We start from the raw sequence: 17373 nt of genomic DNA on the forward strand, positions 1-17373 counted from the left end.
ATGGCCCGGAAAATTCCGTCGGCGCTGCGCAACTGGGCCGCTGGATCGGACGATTGTCCCAGATGCTTGCTGCAAAAAGGCAAAGCCGGTGGCAGCTCTTGTCAATAGCATGTCGCGAAGGTCCACCTTAGTCGCGAGTTTCAGGTAGCCACGGCTTCCGGTGAGGTTCCATGGGCCAGATATGAGCGCCAGCCCCCAAGGGCGCTGATGTCAACCGCGCCCTCAATGCCCGCGGACTCACAGACGAACCCCTTCACGACGGTGCCGTCCTGGAGCACGACGTTTCCGATGCACAAAGGGGACGGGACGCCGGCCATGAAGCCACCAAATGCGGACTGGGGCAACGCCCAGATCTCGACGGGAACGGCCACGCCCGCGCCGCGTCCGACCCGGACCAAGCCTGGGCGGAACGGTGGGCCGTCGGCCAGCGCATACAATGCATAGTCCGGCGCCGTCTCGGTAGCGCTCACGAACCGGCCGCCACGCGACGTGATCTCGGAATTGAGCGGCAGACCGGACATGTGCGCCCCGCAAACGGCAATGGCGATTTCGTCGTCGCGTGGCTGGGCATCGGGCAACGCCGCCGCCGGACGCAGCCAGCGCGTCGCGCCCAGCAACCCCGTCTCCACCGTCAAAGCCAGAGCCGCGGCACGATCGTCTTCGCCGGCGCGGGCCAGAACGGTCATGTTGCCGGGCCTGCCGTCGGCGCGCGAGCCGGTGGGCACGGCTATGCCGCACATGTCGAGCAGGTTCACGAAATTGGTATAGGTCCCAAGTCTCGCGTTGGGACCAATCGGATCGGCTTTAATCTCGGCCCGGGTCACAAAATTGGGGATCGTTGGGACGCACAGGAGGTCGACACCTTCCATTGCCCCTTCGCATCGGCGCTTGAGGGCCTGTAATTTGTAGATGCCTTCGAAGGCATCCACTGCCGATTTTTCCAACCCATCCGAAACGATGGCGAGCGTCGTCGGATGCAGGGTCTCCGGCGCTTCAGTGATCCGGGCACCGACCGCTGCGGTGCGTTCGGCCACCCATGCGCCTTCGTAGAGCATGCGGGCCACGTCGAAAAAGGGGGTCATGTCGATCGATTTCACGGTTACACCCGCCCGCTGCAGTCTGTCGATATCGGCGTGGAAATGATCGGCCTGTTCCATATCACCGAACGTTTCAAGCGTCGCTTCGTCCGGTACGGCGATGGTGACGTCCGCTGGCAGTCTGGCGAGTGGACCGAGGCGCATGTCGCGCGCATAGGCATCCGCCGCATCGAAACCGGCCGCCGCAGAAAACACTTCATAGGCATCGGAGACCGTGAAGGCGAAGATAGAAACGGTATCGAGGGTGCGGCAGGCCGGCACCACGCCGCGCGCGGACAACAGACCAAGCGAGGGCTTGAGGCCGACAAGATTGTTGAGCGCGGCCGGAACGCGGCCAGAGCCCGCCGTGTCCGTTCCAAGCGTAAAGCAGGCAATTCCGTGTGCAACCGCCACGGCCGACCCGGACGATGAACCGCCCGGCACGATCTCGGGATCGATCGCGTTATTCGGCACCGGATAGGGCGTCCGTACACCGACAAGGCCCGTGGCGAACTGGTCGAGATTGGTTTTTCCCAGGCAGATCGCACCGGCGGCCCTCAGGCGGGCAACCACGAACGCATCTTCGCCCGGATCATAGGAGAAGGCCGGGCAGGCAGCGGTCGTTGGCATACCCGCCACGTCGATATTGTCTTTCACGGCGTAAGGAATACCCCAGAGCGGGCGCCCATCCGGCGCGCCGAGCGCGCGGGCTTCGGCAAGCGCGGCCTCACGGGCCTCGTGAATAAAAATGCCCGGATCGGCCACCCCGTCGAGCCGGCGGAATGCTTCGGCAATTGCGTCTTCGGGGTGCACGCCATCGGCATAGGCCTGGCGCAATGCCGGCAGCGTGAACGGCAATTCTGATAGCATAGTCAAGTCCTTGTAAGCCGCCTTAGGCGGCGGATTTCCGCTTTGGTGCCTGCGGCGCCGCGGAAAGCAATTCTTTGGTGTAGTCGTGTTGCGGGTTGTCCATCACCTGCTCGGCGGGTCCGATCTCGACCACCTCCCCGGCACGCATCACAATCACCTGGTCGCACAGCAGACGCACCACGTTGAGATCGTGACTGACGAAGAGATAGCTTATGCCCAGCCGCGCCCTGAGGTCGGCGAGCAGATTGAGCACCACCGCCTGGATCGATACGTCCAGCGCCGCCGTGGGCTCATCGAGGATCAGGAAATCGGGATCGGGCGCGATGGCGCGGGCGATGCCGACACGCGCCTTCTGTCCGCCGGACAACTGGTGCGGAAACCGGTCGAGCAGATGGACGGGCAAGCCGACCAGGGTGGCCAACTCCTCGACACGCGCGCTCAGCGCCGAAGCCTCCATCTTTCCCATCCGCTTGAGCGGCTCGGCGATCGACATGCGCGCCGAATGACGCGGATTGAGGCTATCGGTCGCGTCCTGAAAGACCATCTGAATTTTCGATCGCAATGGATGACGGGCGAAGCCGGCCGATGGGATCTTTGCAAGGTCCTGCCCCCGATAGAGAATTTCACCGGAAGTGCTGTCGAGCAGCCGCACCAGCATCGACGAGGTCGTCGACTTGCCGCATCCGCTCTCTCCAACCAGCCCCACGCTTTGGCCCTCGCGAATAGTGAAGGACACGTCTTTGACCGCATGCACCGGTCCGGACTTGCCGTCATAGGTCTTCACGAGGTTTTTCACCTCGATCAGCGGCATGTCCTTGACAGTATGGGGCGCTAGCGGCTTGCGGTCTTCTTCTGGCAAAAGCGAACGGATCGAGACGCCGCGTCGTGGCGTCGCGTCCATCAGCTTGCGGGTGTAGGGATGGCCGGGCTTGGTGAACAGGCGCACGGGATCGCCCTGCTCGACAATCAGCCCGTCCTTCATGACCACGATGCGGTCGCAATATTGCGAGGCGAGGCCGAGATCGTGGGTAATCAGAATGGACGACATGCCCCGCGAGGTGACGAGATCGTTCACAAGATCCATCACCGCCTTCTGGGTGGTGATATCGAGCCCGGTTGTCGGTTCGTCCGCGATCAGCAGTTTGGGATCGCAGGCGAGCGCGATGGCGATGACAATGCGCTGGCACATTCCACCCGAGAGCTCGAACGGATAGGCCTCGTAGCGGGCGGCGGCATCGCGAATTTTCACTGCCTCCAGCGCAGCGATGGCCTTTTGTTTCGCGTCATGCCGTGTGGCGCGGCTGTGCTGACGCAGTACATCTTCAATCTGGTGGCCAACTTTCCGGATAGGGTTGAGCGCCGCGCGCGGGTTCTGGAAGATCATGGAAATTTCCCGGCCACGAATGTCGCGCATATCCCTTTCTGCAGCGTTGCGCAGGTCGATACCGCCATATGTCGCAGCCCCCGCCTTGATGTGCCCGCCCGCATCGAGGATGCGCATGAGCGCATAGGAGGTGACCGATTTGCCTGAGCCGCTTTCCCCCACGATACCGAGCCGCTCGCCATTGGCGAGATCGAAACTGATCCCCTTGACGGCGTTGACTTCGCCGCGCCGGGTCTTGAAGGCGACACTGAGATCGCTAATCGAGAGCATGTTCGACCTCCTCAGGTCCGCCGACGCGGGTCGACGATATCGCGCAGTCCGTCGCCCATCAGGTTGAAGGTGAAGACCGCCAGCATCAGCCAGAGGCCGGGGAACAGAGCCAGCCACCACTCGCCGGACACGATGAAATTGGCGCCCTCGGCCACCATGATCCCCCATTCGGGTGTGGGCGGGCGCACGCCCAGGCCGATAAAGCTGAGACCGGCCGCATTGAGGATGGCCCAGCCCAGATTGAGCGAGACCTGCACCATCATCGGCGGCAGGGCATTGGGAAAGATGTGAAAGGCCAGCACGCGCGCATCCGAATTACCCGACAGCTTGGCCGCAAGCGCAAAACCGGATTCGCGTCGGATGTTCACCTCGGCGCGGACAACCCTGGCATAGAATGGAATATTGATGATCGCGGTGGCGATGATGATGTTGGTCACCGAATTGCCCAATGCCGCGACGATGCCCATCGCGAGCACAAAGAGCGGGAACGCCATGATGGTGTCGAGAATGCGGTTGAGGATGATATCGATCCACCCGCCGCGATAGCCGGCGATGGCCCCGAGTACAGATCCGACGACAAAGGAAATCGCCACCGCCGCGACCGAGATCACCAGATCGAGCCGGGTCGCCACGATCACACGTGAAAACACATCGCGTCCGAGCGCATCCGTGCCGAACCAATGCGCCAGCGAAGGCGGTTGCAGCGCGATGGCGGCATTGGTCGCCAACGGGTCGTAGGGCACCACATAGGGTCCGATAAGCGCCGACAGCAAGAAGAATGCAAACATGGCAAATGAGAGCGCCGTGACCGGATTTTCGCGCAGTACGTAAAGCATATGAGCCAAAGCACCCGATTTCGGCTTTGCTTCCGGTTCCGGACCGGTGGACTTGATCTGATCGGGTGCCAAGGCTGTCTGTGTCATTTTGCAGATGTCCCGAAGCGAGGATCGATCGCGGTGTAGGTGAGGTCGATGATAAGATTGAGCAGCACAAACAGCATCGCCATGGCGAGCACGAAGCCCTGCACGGCGGCGTAATCTGAAACCACCAGCGCCTCTACGGCATAGGAGCCGATACCGGGCCAGGCGAAGACCTTTTCGACGAGCACATTGGCGCCGAGCACGAAGGAAAAGACCATGCCCAGCGTCGTCACGACCGGCAGCAGCGCATTTCGGAACGCATAACCGAACAGCACCTTCTGCCGCCCCAGTCCCGCCGCCCGCGCGGTGCGCACGAAATCGGCGGATAGCGCGGAGAGCATGGCGGCGCGGGTCATGCGGGCGATGGGCGCAAGCGTAAATAGGGCCAGCGTCGCGGCGGGCAGAATGAGCTGCTTGAGCGCCCCGAACCAGGTTTGCCAGTCGCCGATGATCGCGGCGTCGATGAGAAAGAACCCTGTAACGCGCGGCGGTTCGAGATAGATGAAGTCCAGCCGGCCAAGCGGTGACGGCGCAATTCCGAGCAGATAGTAAAACACGTAGATCAGCACGATGCCGGTAAAAAAGGTCGGAAGCGACACACCCGCTGTTACGAGAATACGGCAGAGTTGATCGATCCAGCTTCCCGGCTTTGTGGCGGCGAGCACACCAAGCGGAATGGCAATGAGGCAGGAAACGATCAGTGCGGTCAGGGTCAGTTCGAGGCTGGCCGGCAGGCGTGAGGCGAGTTCGACCGAAACGGGACGTCCGGTGGAAACGGACTGTCCCAGATCCCCCTGGATCAACTGCCCCACATAGATGACGAATTGCTCGGGCAGCGACTTGTCGAGCCCGAGCGCCACGCGCACCTGTTCGATGGATTCAGGCGTTGCAGCAACGCCCGCGAACTGGACTGCGGGGTCACCGGGCAAGGCGCGCGTGAGCAGAAAGCTGATCACCACCACTCCGATGACAACCGGGACCGCCTGGGCGACCCGGTTGAGAATGGCTGCGGCCCGTCCGGACATGGATCAGGCCTCCCCGGTGCCTTTGAGGGAACGGATGTCGAGCTGACGGTGGAACCAGAACTCGTAGCCTTCCGCACCATTCACCGCGACGTTGAGGGCTGGTTGATAGAGCGGAATGCGCGGCAGATCCTCGAATGCGATCTCGAACATGCGGCTGATCTTGGGCAGGTATTGGGGATCGTCCTGCGCCATCGGCAAGGTCTCTTCGGTGAGGGCCTGCACCTCTGCATTGGCGTAGTTCGAGGAGTTGAACAGGTTTCCCTCCATATAGGCCCAGAAGAAATAATAGTCGGGCGTGTCGAGCCAGCCGCCGAAATTCTCCAGATGCAGCGGCAGACGTTTTTCGACCAGAGAGGCCGTGCGCCAGTTTGCGCCGGGAATCTTCTCGATCTCGGTGGTGATGCCGATCTTGCCGAGCGCTTCCTGGATGAGCAGCGCGGTCGGCTCCATCCAGCTCGACAGGTCGGTACTGATCGACATCGGCACCGAGAACCCTTCGGGATAGGCCGACGCCGCCATCAGTTCCTGCGCCTTTTCGATGTCAGTGAAATAGGGCGATTTGCGCGGCCACACAGTATCGGAAATTTCCGCTTCGCCACCCCAGAGTGGTGCGCCGCGGCCATATGCGGCCGTCTGGAAAATCTCTTCATAGGGAATGGCATAGGCGATAGCCTTGCGCACGTTGGAATCCTGGAAAGGTTCGAACTCGTAGTTGATCCCGACCACATGGATGGTGTTGGCGATCGGGGTCGAATAGACGGTGAGCTTGTCGGCGAGTTCGGCAGCGTCCTTGTCGGGAATGTCGAAGGAAATATGCACATCGCCGCGCTCGACAAGGGCCCGGCGCGTTGCCGGACTTGGCACCTCGCGCTGGATCACGCGGGGAATTTCGGGCAGCGGGCCGCCGACCCAGCCGTCGAACCGCTCGAAAACGATCTGCTGGCCATTGTCCCAGCGCGCCACTTTGTAGGCGCCCGAACCGGCCGGATTGGTGTGCAGATATTCCATCGCCCAAGGGTCGTCCTCGGTGACGTTGGCCTTTGCGACTTCGGAATTAATGATGAAGGGCACCGGTACCGCCAGATCCGGCAGGGAAAGCTTGGAGGCCTGGTCGAGCTTGACCACAAAGGTCTCCTCATCCACCGCCTCGAACTGGTCGGGCCGGGTCAAACCGCCGGCTTGCATCTGGGTGGTCGGGAATCCGCCCACGGACACGGCGCGATCGAACGACCATTTCACGTCGGCCGCTGTCACCTTGCGCCCATCCCAGAACACCGCATTTGGCTTGAGCTTGAATGTGATGGTCAGCCCGTCTTCCGATGTTGTCCAACTCTCCGCCAGTTCCGGCTCGATCTTGGTGTAGTCGAAGGAAAGGCTTCCATCCTCGAGTTCCTTGGAGCCGAAGGTGATCAGCCGATCATAGCAGTTGATGGCGATCTGGTAGCTGGGGCGATTTGTGCCGGTACGATGCAGGTCGAGGCTGTTGATGGTCTGTCCTGTCGCAATGACCAGCGTATCGAGCGGCGCAGCTGTGACGGGAATGGCACGCGCCAACGGCAATCCGGCCATCAGCGCGGCGCCGGTTTGCAGGAAAGAGCGTCTCGAAAACGACATGTGTGCGAACCCCTCAAGCTGAAAAATATGTTACCGCACAGCTTTCAGTTTTTTGTGGTTCCGCAAACTGCTACATTTTCAGCGATGCGGTGCAAAAAACACACCGCTTATCTCCGGGCACGGGAAAAAGAACGCGATGAGGCACTTGCAGAACTTTAGGCTTATCGAGGCGGTGGTGCGGGCCGGCTCCATGCGCCGCGCTGCGGAGGACATGAATATCACAGCTTCCGCGCTAACGCGCCGCATCAACGCCTTCGAACAGGAATTCGGTGCAGAGCTCTTTGAGCGCCTGCCCGGCGGTGTGCGACTCAATCCCGCGGGCGAACTTCTGCTGCACCACTACAGGCTCATGCTTTCCGACCTGTTGCGGGTTCAGGGACAGGTGGCCGATCTTGCCGGCGAGCGGCGCGGCCACGTTTCCATCGCCTGCTCTCAGGCCATGCTGCCCTATTTCCTGCCCGCGCAGATCGCAACCTATCGTGCCAGTCACCCTGGGGTGACCTTTAACGTCAATGTGCGAGACCGCGCCCAGGCCGAGCAGGAACTGGCGAGCTACTCGAGCGATCTCGCCCTGGTGTTCGAACCTGTCTATCTCGTCGATTTCGAAGTGATTCATGTGGTGCCGCAAACGGTCCAGGTGATCATGCGCGCCGACCATCCGCTGGCTAACAAGTCCGAGGTTCGGCTACGCGAATGCCTCGATGTGCCACATGTCGCGCCGACGACAAAGTACGGGGTGCGCCACCTCATGGACTTCGCGGCGCGGCGTGGTGTGCGAAGGGTCGACCCTGTGCTTGAAACCGAAAGCTTTGAACTCATCCGGCACTACGTGCTGCATGAAAACGTCATCGGCTTCCAGATCCCGATCGGCCTGCGCGACACCGGAGATGATCCGCTCGTCTATCGGCCGATTTCGGAAAAGGACATGCCTGCAGGAAACCTTATTCTCGGACAGATGCGCGGCCGCACGCTGCCCGTCGCCTCGGCGCGCTTTGCCATGCAACTGTCTCAGGCCCTGAAGGACTACGGAGGCGTATAGAAAGGCCGATGCACCTCGCCCGACGCCACACCGGTTGCCGGTAATTGGGTGCAATCGCTGATGTTCAATGCTCCGAATAAACAGGTATAGAGCATGTCCGATTTTTGGGGTTGAAAGTGTACCGTGAAGGCGCCGACCGACATGGTTGCCGCCAGGAAGCCAGGAAGTGAGAAAATGGTCCCAATCCAGGCGATTCTGCCGCATTCATGTTGGCGAATTGCGATTCCGGTATCCGCTGCGTCGATTATGATTTTGCCAACAGTCAAACGACATGGCAGAAATCCGCAGTGCCACCTGTGGCCAGAATGCGCTGGCCAGCTTGGCCGGCAAGGTGATGGGGTGCTGTGACCTGCCCGTCAGTGCGATCCGGTCAAGCAGCCGAGTCGGGGGCCGGCGATCTGTCGACCACCTCTGAAGACCATGCGCTCGGACGGAGGATTGGCAAGGGCGGCCTGGGCGCAGGGCGCCTTTATCAACACGAAGTCAGCCGGGGCGCCGGCAACGAGAGGAGGTCGTGTTTCGCCTAGAACCGCAGCGGTGCGATCGGTGGCCAGTGAAAGGGCAAAGGCGAGACCAGAATCGGTGGCCCAGCATTGTTGGCGCGCCGCGATGGCGGCGCGCTCGAGCATGTCGCCATTGCCGAATGGGGACCAGGCATCGCAGATATTGTCCGACCCCAGCGCCACGCAGACACCGCGTTCGGCCAATTGGTCGAGCGGGGGCATCAGGCGCGGCGGCGCGCTCGAGATGATGGCAACACCGGCATTGGAAAGTCGGGCTGCGATGATTTCGAATTCAGGTTCGTTTAACTCCGATAGAGCAAATCCATGACTGATTGCAATGTGCGAGGGGCGCCCATGGGCGAGCGCGCGCTCGCAGATTGCGGATATGGTTTTGACGCCAAGTGGGCCAGTTTCGTGCAGATGAATGTCGATGCCGACGTCAAAGTGTGACGCGAGAGAAAAAATGATATCGAGATGAGCGGCGCGGTCACCGTCGATCGCCATGGGGTCGAGCCCGCCGATGAGGTCAGCCCCCTGTGAAAGCGCAGCGGTTAAAAGGTCCTTGGTGCCCGGAGCACGAAGGATGCCCGACTGGGGAAAGGCAACGATTTCGATCGTGATGCGGTCAGAATAGCGTTGGCGCAATTCGAGGACCGCGTGGAGATTTTCAAGGCCCCAATCGGGGTCGATGTCGACGTGGGTTCGCATCAGTCCGGTGCCAAAGGCAATCTCGCGCTCGATCAACGCCGCGCCGCGCACCGAAACAGGAACATCGAGGTTGGCACGGATTTGCTTTTCCATGCCAATACGGCCCAAAACGTCGTTTTGCCTGATGTGGGGCTGCCATGGTGCGCCCAGAAATGTCTTGTCGAGATGACAATGGCCCTCACTCAAGGGCGGCAGGCAAACCCAACCTGACGCATCGATGGGAAGACAATCAGATGGCGCAGCCTCGGCGCGCGCGGCAATTTTGTCCTCGACAATGGCCAGAGCGCCATGGCTTTCATCGGCAAACGTCATACCTTCAAGCCACATCGGTGCTTGTTTCATGGCAGAGGGCGCATGGCACGATCGAAATGGATCAGCGGTGCTGCCGGGCTCGGGGCCAATCGCACAGCCTGTGCCTGTGCGATCAGGATGATGTGGGTGGAATAGGGAATGTGTTGGCTGATGGTGCAGTCAAAGACCGCGAGCGCGCTATCAAGAGTTGGAACGCCGGTTTGGAGCGCAGACCAATTGCCGCGCCTGAACCGCTCGGCCTTGAGCGCCGCAGACGCAAATGGCTCGGCAATGGCCTGATCGGTGCTGGCAAGAATATTGACCGACACGGCGCGGGTCGCAACGATGGCGTTGCGGGCCGAGGCCGTTTGGGAGACGCAGACCAACAGACTGGGTGGGTCCAGGGTGAGGGAGGTCACCGAGGTCGCGACCAGGCCAACGGGATTTTCGAGACTGCCACTGGCAATGATCGATACCCCTGAGACCAGCTTGCTCATCCCGGCCCGGAAATCGGCTTCGAGACCAGTGTTGTCATCTGCGGTGGCAAATCGGGGCAAAGCACTCATGGGTGGGCCTTTTTCCTGTGTGCGTGTCCGTCGGTGCCAGTGAGCCGTGCCCGTTCGCGAACAAAGGTCTGGCAGCCTGTCTTGAACCCCATGATGGGGGCTGCAAGACGCCGCACAGCGTCCGCGGGTGTGGGTGCGTCGACCAGCACCAAGTCGGCGGGCGCGCCAACGCGCAGATCCCGCTCGAGGCCGAGTTGGGCGAATCCGTTGGCGCTCACCATGTCAAAACAGCGCGCAAGTTCTTGATCGGAGGCGAGCTGGGCAAGGTTGGCAAAAAGATTGGCCATGCGGATCAGATTGGCATCGCCATAGGGCGTGAAGGGGTTGAGCACATTGTTGCTCGCAATGGTGGTGAGAACGCCTTGTGCATCGAGTGTCTGAAGCGGCGCGACACCGCGCGGCACAAGCCGGTCATGATCGCGACCATTGAGGAACAGATCGGTGGCCGGGAGCGCGGTGACCGAGATCCCGGCGCTCGCGAGCCGTCTGGCCAGTTCATCGACCATCTGCGGCGCCATGGCGGACATCTTGGTCGCATGACCGATAGAAACCCGCCCACCCCATCCGCGTCGTTCGGTCTGCGCGATGATTTCGGGCAGAGCTGAGCCCTCGGGATCAAGATCAAAGTCCGCGTGGAAATCCACAGCGACATTATAATCCTGGGCCAGATCAAAGATCGCCGTGACGTGAGCAGTGGGGTCTGGATCCATATAGGGGCACCCGCCGATCTGGTCGGCGCCGTTTTCAAGCGCGGTCTTTAAAAGCGCTGCTGTTTCTAGCTCTTGGGTCAGACCTTCCTGGGCGAACGCGCACAGCGTGAGATTAATGGCATGGTCGTAGGCACGCCTAATGTCGAGCAGCGCCTGAAATGAGCGCAGTCCGGCCCGCGGATCGAGTTCAACGAAACTGCGCATCGCGTTTGTGCCCGAAACGATAGCCATTTCGATCACTTGAGCCGCCCGGGCATAAACATCCTCGCGCGTGAAGCCTGATTTGGCCGAGGCTGTTAGACTCACCGCTTCGGCGAGTGTGCCATTACAGATGGAGCATCGATCAAGGATCATTGCCTTGTCGAGATGAATGTGGGTTTCCGCATAGCCCGGAATGGCCATCGCCCCCTGCGCTTCGATACGAACCGCCGCTGGGCCGAGTTCGGGGCCAATTGCTGCAATGCGCCCCTCGATCACTCCGATTTCGCATGGAACGGAATGGCCGGGTCGCGTCACTCCGACGATGAGCAGATCGAATGCGCTCATTGATCGGCCATGGCGTTGAACCGATAGGGGCGATAGCCCGCGTCAAGACCGGAATGGGCAAGATGACGCTCGATGAAGGGTAGAAGCAAGTTGACCATCTCGCTGGCTTCGGTCTCGCTTTCCGTGGCCGGCGCACTAAGCTTATCCTTGATTTCTGCCATCACCGCATCGCGGTCGACCCGTATAACGCGTCCTCCATCGACGACCAGATCGCCACCGACAAAGACCTTGTCGATGGCGGATTTGGTTGCACGGTGCAGAACGGTCTCCGAAATGGGCGTTGCACTGGAAACAAACGGACGCTCAAGCGCATCACGATCGAGGAGAACGATGTCGGCCATATATCCAGGTTCTAGCCGACCGGCCAATCCGCCGAATCCGGCCGATTTTGCGCCGTGCTCAGTAGCCATCTGAAGGATAGCCGCAGCATCGGGCCGCTCGCTGAATAGCCCGGTTTCACGATGAAGCGCCCAGGCGAGCTTGATCTCGGCCAACATGTCGCGATCATCGCAGAGATTGGATTGATCGATGCCTAGCGCGATTGGAATGGACTTCGCCCGCATCGCGTTGACCGGAGCGATGCCCGAGCCAAGGCGTAGGCCCGAACTGGCATTGTGGCATGCCGAGCAGCCGCATTCGGCAAGAATATCGATGTCCTCAGAATCGAGCCAGTTTCCGTGTCCGATAGTCACGTTGGGGCCCAGGACGCCCAATCGGGCGAGATGGGCAACTGCCGAACAGCCAAAGGATTCACGCGCGTAACGAGCCTGTCGCTCGGTCTCGACCAGATGCATGTGAATATTGGCACCGGAGGTCCGGGCCGTTTCTGCGATCAACTGAAGTGCATCATCGGAACACCAGTGCAGATTTGCTGGAGCAAGATGCATTCGCACCCTGTCGGGCTCCTCGCGCTCCCATAGGGAGCGGATTCGCTCAAAAAACGCCATGTATTCGGAGGTGGGGACGCAGGCGGGGGCAAGCCGCGGGGTGATCCAGTCGCGCAACGCCTTTGGAAATTGGGCGATAAGATCGGCATCGGGACCGTACCCAAGGATCGAGCGATCGCGCATCATGAACGAATAGCCTGCGCGCATGCCAATCTCGCCATAGGCAGAAAGGACCGTGTTGCTGGTGGCGGCCCACTCCTCGGGCGTTCCCACCAGTCCTGAATGAATGTGATGGACGCTGGTGGTGCCGCTTTCGAGCATTTCGATGGCCGAATATAGCGTATCAAGGCGCGGCCCGATCTGGCGCATGGCGCGAAAGCGGGGCAGCCACAACTCGAGCGGTGCAAAAGGCACCCCACTCATCAGCGGAGTGATACCGAAATGGTGGTGGGCGTTAGTGAAACCCGGCATGGCAACCAGGCGGCGCGAGCCGTAGCGTGGGAGATGGTCGTTGCCAAATCCGACGGCAGCAATGGGACCGATCTGGGCAATGCGGCCTCCGTGGACGCGAATGGCCGCGTCGTGGCGCAGAGCCATGGTTCCATCAGGCGCGACGCCAATCAAAACAGTGCCGGCCTCGATGATGCAATCGGTCTCGCTCATGTGTAGTCAGGCACCAGGCCGACGCGCCGGGCGGCGGCGAGTTGGTAGAGCGGGTCGCCATAAGCACCGAATTCCTGGGTGGCAGTGAAAACCAGGCTCAGGTCGTGCTCATCATAAGATTGCGCGGCTGCAGCCTTGATGGTCTCCCAGGGGGGGACAGGCAGGTCGCGCCAGCGCTCCACGGTCTCCCGATCCGGCAGGGTGGGGAACCCCATCTCGCCCATCAGCGCAGCAACGCACTGCCAGAAATGGCGCAGGAGCGTTTCGGGATCACGGCTATAGGGCATGACCACTCGCAGCCAGTGCAGGCCAGTGACAGCGTGCAGCGCGGAAAAATCCATGGTGGCAGCAAAAAGCATAATGGCCGTGTTGGCCATGCGCGGGAGGGTTTCAGCATCGACCGCCAGCCAATCGATCACTGGGGCAAACTCGGGCAGGCGGCCGGACTCGGCCATGTTTTGCCAGAGCAATTCGTGCAGCGGCAATTCGTGCATCGCGTCGATATCGGCAATGCGGCCAAGGATTTCGGCAGGATCAAATGTGATCGGGGCGACACCCAGGCTGGGCGGCATGTCGAGATAGGTGGCGGCCCAGTACGCCAGCGATGCGGCGATCTCGGTCTCGTCCTCGCGTATCAATCCATAGGCCATACGCATGAGCGCGTGCAGCGCGCTGGCGCCAATCCCAGGAGCAAGAATGTCAAGGTAGGCGTGCAGCGCGCCGGCTATACCCAGCCGGTCGACCTCGCGGGTAAAAAAGACCCGCAGGTCCGGCTCGCGCTCGCGCCGCCCGATCGCCGATAGCCAGCTTGCAGCATCAAGCCGGGCTATGGTTGGGCCGAAGGGCACAAGAGCCTTGTAGTCGCGGTAGTGGGTGAAAAATTCTGCCAATCGCTCGGGGGAGCCGCCCAGCCGGTCAAGCGCGACCAGCACCATCGGGGCGTGGTTGGCATAGGTTTTGGCGAACTCCGACCCATAGGCGGACATAGTCGCCATGACTTCGGCCAGACCGGATGTGGGATGGGGGGCAAACTGAAGGTGAGACATGACTAAAAACCGATTGGGTGATTTGAGCCAACGATAGGCCGGCTGGAATGGCATGCAAGTTGGGAGCAATCGGTTGAATCCGGCGTGTTGGGGTGGCCAAAAGTGAGGCGCAGCAAGGGTTTGGGATGCAGCGTTGCCGGGCGGGCAACGCCGTGAGGCAAAAAAGGCGGCCTGAGCGTCAGAGCGGGCGGGGGCATCCATGCACTTGAATTTCAAACAGAAATTTAGCGCCGCATTTGACTGAGAAGTCCGGTTCCCGGCCGTTGCCGAAATCGCAACAGATTGCCCCCAATTGCTCTCTTGCGCCGATTTTGCATTGCTGCTTACCGTTTGATCATCGCAATAGCGCTGCTCAATTTCTATGCGATTGGCGCGAGGTGAAGGTCTGTCGGCCGCATCAAGAACTGGCAAATTCCATCGGGGGAGGGTGGTTTCGCCGCAATCCGCCGCGTGCGGAAAGGAGAAAGCATGGTCCAAGCGCAGGGATTTGGATTGGTGGCCGACGATGTCGGTATGGTCTATCGCCGCGGTGCCCAGGAAACGCTCGCACTCGCCGATTGCAATCTTAATGTTGGGCGCGGCCAGTGGGCCTCGCTGATCGGCGCTTCCGGGTGCGGAAAATCCACGCTGTTGCGCATATTTGCCGACATCGTGCACCCAACCTGTGGCACGGCGACCCTGCATGGGCTCACTCCTGCCGAAGCGCGTGCCAACCGCACCTTTGCCCTGGTCTCCCAGCAGTCGACCATGCTGCCTTGGCGCAAGATCCTGGAAAATGTCGAACTCGGTCTCGAAGTGGCAGGAGTGGGCAAGTCCGAACGCCGGCGCGCCGCCATGGAGGCGATCGAATTGGTGGGGCTGATGGGATTTGAACATGTCTATCCCAATGAACTCTCGGGCGGCATGCGCCAGCGCGCCGCGATCGCTCGGGCACTAACGCTTCGACCCCAGTTTCTGCTCATGGACGAACCGTTCGGGGCGCTCGATGAAATCACCCGTGAAAAGCTCAATTTCGAATTGCTGCGTATTCTGCGCGAAACCTCGGCAACGCTTTTGCTGGTCACCCACTCGATCAGCGAAGCGATCATCCTTTCCGACCAGGTGGCGGTCATGACCCCGCGCCCGGGGCGGATTTCCAAGATCGTTGACATCGGGTTTGGCCATGAGCGCACGAGCGCAATGCGCGATGATCCACGCTTTGCACAATACGAGATCGCCCTGCGGCACGCGCTGCATGGCGCCCCGCCGGAAAAGTCGGCGACTGTCCACAAGATGTATGCCTGAACCCCTCGTTCAACTGGAGCCCTGACATGACTGCATGCCGTTTCCCACATCCCCTGCGCGCCATATCCGCCACCAGCGCTGCAATTTTGGCCCTCGCTGCCGCCAGCGCGATGGCCCAAGACCTTAAGCCCCTCACGGTGGTTTTGAGCTATGTCCCCAATGTCGAAAACTTTGGAGCTCTTTATGCCAAGGAGATGGGTTTTTTCGAACAAGCCGGTCTGGATGTGACTCTCATTCCGGGGGGACAGGGGATCGACCAGATCCAGATGGTGTCGGCCGGTATGGCTCAACTGGGCATGACCGGTGCTGATTCCGTGGTCGCCGCAGTCGACAAGGGCGCCGATCTCAAGGTGATCGCCGCCCAGTTCCAGACCTCCCCGGTCGCCATGACCTGCCGCGAAGACTCCGGGATTACCGAGCCTTCAATGATTGCGGGCAAGCGGCTTGGCGTCAAACAGGCTGCCCAGGTTTACGCGGAATCGTTTCTGGCCAAAAACGATGTCGATATCGCTGACGTTGAAACCACAACCATCGGCAATTCGGACGTCTCCACCATCATAGCCGGCGCGGTCGATTGCATGATCACCACATTTGCGGTCAACGAACCGCGCCTGATCGAAAATGCGGGGGTGCCCGTAACCGTTTTGCCCCTTGGTGATTGGGGGATGAATTCGCAATCGGGCTCCTGGATTGTGACCGGCGAATTCCTCTCTGACCCGGAGAACGCGCAAACTCTAGTTGCCTATCTTGAAGCCGAAGCGCGGGCATGGGACGTCTATTTCGACGATCCTGAAGCAGCCGCGCAGTTCATTGTCGAGGGCAATTTCAATGACGGGCTCGATCTCGACCAGCAGACCTATCAGGCGGTACATCAGGCTGACTACATGCTCTCGGACCTAACAGCCGAAAACGGCATCTTGTGGCTCGATCCCGACGTCTGGGACGAAACGGTCCAGAACGCGTTTGAGGCCGGTGCGGCTTCCAGCGTGATCGATCCGGAGAGTTTTACAACCACGGAAATCCTTGAAGCGGCCCAATTGCCGATGCGCTGATCGCGTTTGCCCTCCGGTGCTGGAGCCAGGTGGCTCCGGCACTCGTTGCCAGACCGGACAAGGATGATGTTGATGAGCGGAGCTATCTCCAATGCGCCCGGTGTTGATACACGAGCACCCTCAGGCTTGAATTTGAGCCGGTTCAGGCATGTGGCCACCTTCTGGCCGCCTGTTCTGTTTTTGGCATTACTGATCATGCTTTGGGCCGTGCTTTCGCAAATCGGGGTCATTCCTGGGTTCTTGCTGCCGGCACCGGGAGCGATCGCACTCGAATTTGTCACCAATTCCGAAGTGCTCATGCGGCATGCCTCAGCGACCGCATTCGAGGCGTTGGCGGGGTTTACGATTGGCAATCTTGCTGCGATTGTTGGAGCCGCGTTGCTGTCTTCAATGCCCGTTCTGCGTGACGCATTTTATCCCTATGCACTCATTTCGCGGGCAGTGCCCATTGTGGTGTTTACACCCGTGGTCGTGGTTTTGCTCGGACGCGGCCTGCCACCCATTATCGCCATTGTCTCGTTCGCGGTCTATTTCCCGACCTTTCTCAACATGATGCGTGGGCTCAAATCTCCCGAGCCCGACTATTACGAGATGCTGCACTCGTATTCGGCCAGCCCGCTCCAGCGGCTCAAGATGATCGAATTTCCCGCGGCAATGCCCTATCTGTTTGCGGCGCTGAAAATCAGCGCGTCTTCTGCCTTTATCGCAGCGCTTGTGACCGAGTGGATCGGCGCCAATACCGGGCTGGGCTACCTGGTCGTCGTCTCCTCGCAATATTTCCGGCTTCCCACCATGTGGGCTGCCATCTTCACCTCGGCCGCTCTGACGCTGACGCTTCTGGCCGTCGTTCACGTCGTCGAGCATCTTCTGAAACGCTACACCGCCGCATCACCCGATGTTGGCGCCTGAGGAGACCGCA

The 17373-nt window shown here is 60.6% G+C and carries 14 protein-coding genes; 4 read left to right on the forward strand and 10 right to left on the reverse strand.

Annotated elements, in window-relative coordinates; translation table 11 throughout:
• Positions 1 to 140 precede the first annotated feature (140 nt).
• From atzF to KKY_RS04075, 5 genes are read right to left on the reverse strand one after another with little or no spacing between them, the layout of a single operon-like run.
• Positions 141 to 1946 carry an allophanate hydrolase gene (gene atzF, locus KKY_RS04055; protein ID WP_014130031.1) on the reverse strand — a complete coding sequence of 602 codons (1806 nt, stop codon included), beginning with the start codon at positions 1944 to 1946 and terminating at the stop codon, positions 141 to 143.
• A gap of 22 nt (positions 1947 to 1968) precedes the next feature.
• Positions 1969 to 3600: a dipeptide ABC transporter ATP-binding protein gene (locus tag KKY_RS04060; protein WP_014130032.1), complete on the reverse strand. Its 1632-nt coding sequence runs from the start codon at positions 3598 to 3600 to the stop codon at positions 1969 to 1971.
• A gap of 11 nt (positions 3601 to 3611) precedes the next feature.
• Positions 3612 to 4523: an ABC transporter permease gene (locus KKY_RS04065; RefSeq protein WP_014130033.1), complete on the reverse strand. Its 912-nt coding sequence runs from the start codon at positions 4521 to 4523 to the stop codon at positions 3612 to 3614.
• Entirely contained in the window at positions 4520 to 5545 is a 1026-nt protein-coding gene (locus tag KKY_RS04070) for an ABC transporter permease (protein ID WP_014130034.1), read from the reverse strand. Before KKY_RS04070 ends, KKY_RS04065 begins: the two co-directional genes overlap by 4 nt.
• A 3-nt stretch (positions 5546 to 5548) precedes the next feature.
• Positions 5549 to 7159 (reverse strand): ABC transporter substrate-binding protein, encoded by a 1611-nt coding sequence (locus KKY_RS04075; protein WP_014130035.1) that lies wholly within the window; start codon positions 7157 to 7159, stop codon positions 5549 to 5551.
• A gap of 136 nt (positions 7160 to 7295) precedes the next feature.
• Between KKY_RS04075 and KKY_RS04080 the strand changes: the two genes are divergently transcribed.
• Positions 7296 to 8198 carry a LysR family transcriptional regulator gene (locus KKY_RS04080; RefSeq protein WP_014130037.1) on the forward strand — a complete coding sequence of 301 codons (903 nt, stop codon included), beginning with the start codon at positions 7296 to 7298 and terminating at the stop codon, positions 8196 to 8198.
• Between the two features lie 356 nt (positions 8199 to 8554).
• Here the strand turns inward: KKY_RS04080 and KKY_RS04085 are convergent, their stop codons facing one another.
• The 5 genes from KKY_RS04085 to KKY_RS04105 are packed head-to-tail and all read right to left on the reverse strand — an operon-like array spanning position 8555 to position 14118.
• Entirely contained in the window at positions 8555 to 9751 is a 1197-nt protein-coding gene (locus KKY_RS04085; protein ID WP_041528568.1) for an amidohydrolase, read from the reverse strand.
• Complete coding sequence (locus tag KKY_RS04090) at positions 9748 to 10266, reverse strand: flavin reductase family protein (RefSeq protein WP_014130039.1); 519 nt, start codon at positions 10264 to 10266, stop codon at positions 9748 to 9750. The genes KKY_RS04085 and KKY_RS04090 overlap by 4 nt, the downstream gene beginning before the upstream one ends.
• Positions 10263 to 11522 carry an amidohydrolase family protein gene (locus KKY_RS04095; protein WP_014130040.1) on the reverse strand — a complete coding sequence of 420 codons (1260 nt, stop codon included), beginning with the start codon at positions 11520 to 11522 and terminating at the stop codon, positions 10263 to 10265. The genes KKY_RS04090 and KKY_RS04095 overlap by 4 nt, the downstream gene beginning before the upstream one ends.
• Positions 11519 to 13072 carry an amidohydrolase family protein gene (locus KKY_RS04100; RefSeq protein ID WP_014130041.1) on the reverse strand — a complete coding sequence of 518 codons (1554 nt, stop codon included), beginning with the start codon at positions 13070 to 13072 and terminating at the stop codon, positions 11519 to 11521. The genes KKY_RS04095 and KKY_RS04100 overlap by 4 nt, the downstream gene beginning before the upstream one ends.
• Complete coding sequence (locus KKY_RS04105) at positions 13069 to 14118, reverse strand: questin oxidase family protein (RefSeq protein ID WP_244404046.1); 1050 nt, start codon at positions 14116 to 14118, stop codon at positions 13069 to 13071. Before KKY_RS04105 ends, KKY_RS04100 begins: the two co-directional genes overlap by 4 nt.
• Before the next feature lie 468 nt (positions 14119 to 14586).
• On the opposite strand from KKY_RS04105, the gene KKY_RS04110 reads away from it, so the two are divergent.
• The 3 genes from KKY_RS04110 to KKY_RS04120 all read left to right on the forward strand — a co-directional run bounded on the left by KKY_RS04110 (position 14587) and on the right by KKY_RS04120 (position 17363).
• The gene (locus tag KKY_RS04110; RefSeq protein ID WP_014130043.1) at positions 14587 to 15402 is read left to right on the forward strand and encodes an ABC transporter ATP-binding protein; all 816 of its coding nucleotides are present in this window, start codon (positions 14587 to 14589) and stop codon (positions 15400 to 15402) included.
• 26 nt (positions 15403 to 15428) lie between these two features.
• Complete coding sequence (locus KKY_RS04115) at positions 15429 to 16454, forward strand: ABC transporter substrate-binding protein (protein WP_014130044.1); 1026 nt, start codon at positions 15429 to 15431, stop codon at positions 16452 to 16454.
• Positions 16455 to 16526: 72 nt separating this feature from the next.
• Positions 16527 to 17363: an ABC transporter permease gene (locus KKY_RS04120; RefSeq protein WP_014130045.1), complete on the forward strand. Its 837-nt coding sequence runs from the start codon at positions 16527 to 16529 to the stop codon at positions 17361 to 17363.
• Positions 17364 to 17373 lie beyond the last annotated feature (10 nt).

The sequence above is a fragment of the Pelagibacterium halotolerans B2 genome, from assembly GCF_000230555.1.
In the GTDB taxonomy this organism is placed as follows: domain Bacteria; phylum Pseudomonadota; class Alphaproteobacteria; order Rhizobiales; family Devosiaceae; genus Pelagibacterium; species Pelagibacterium halotolerans.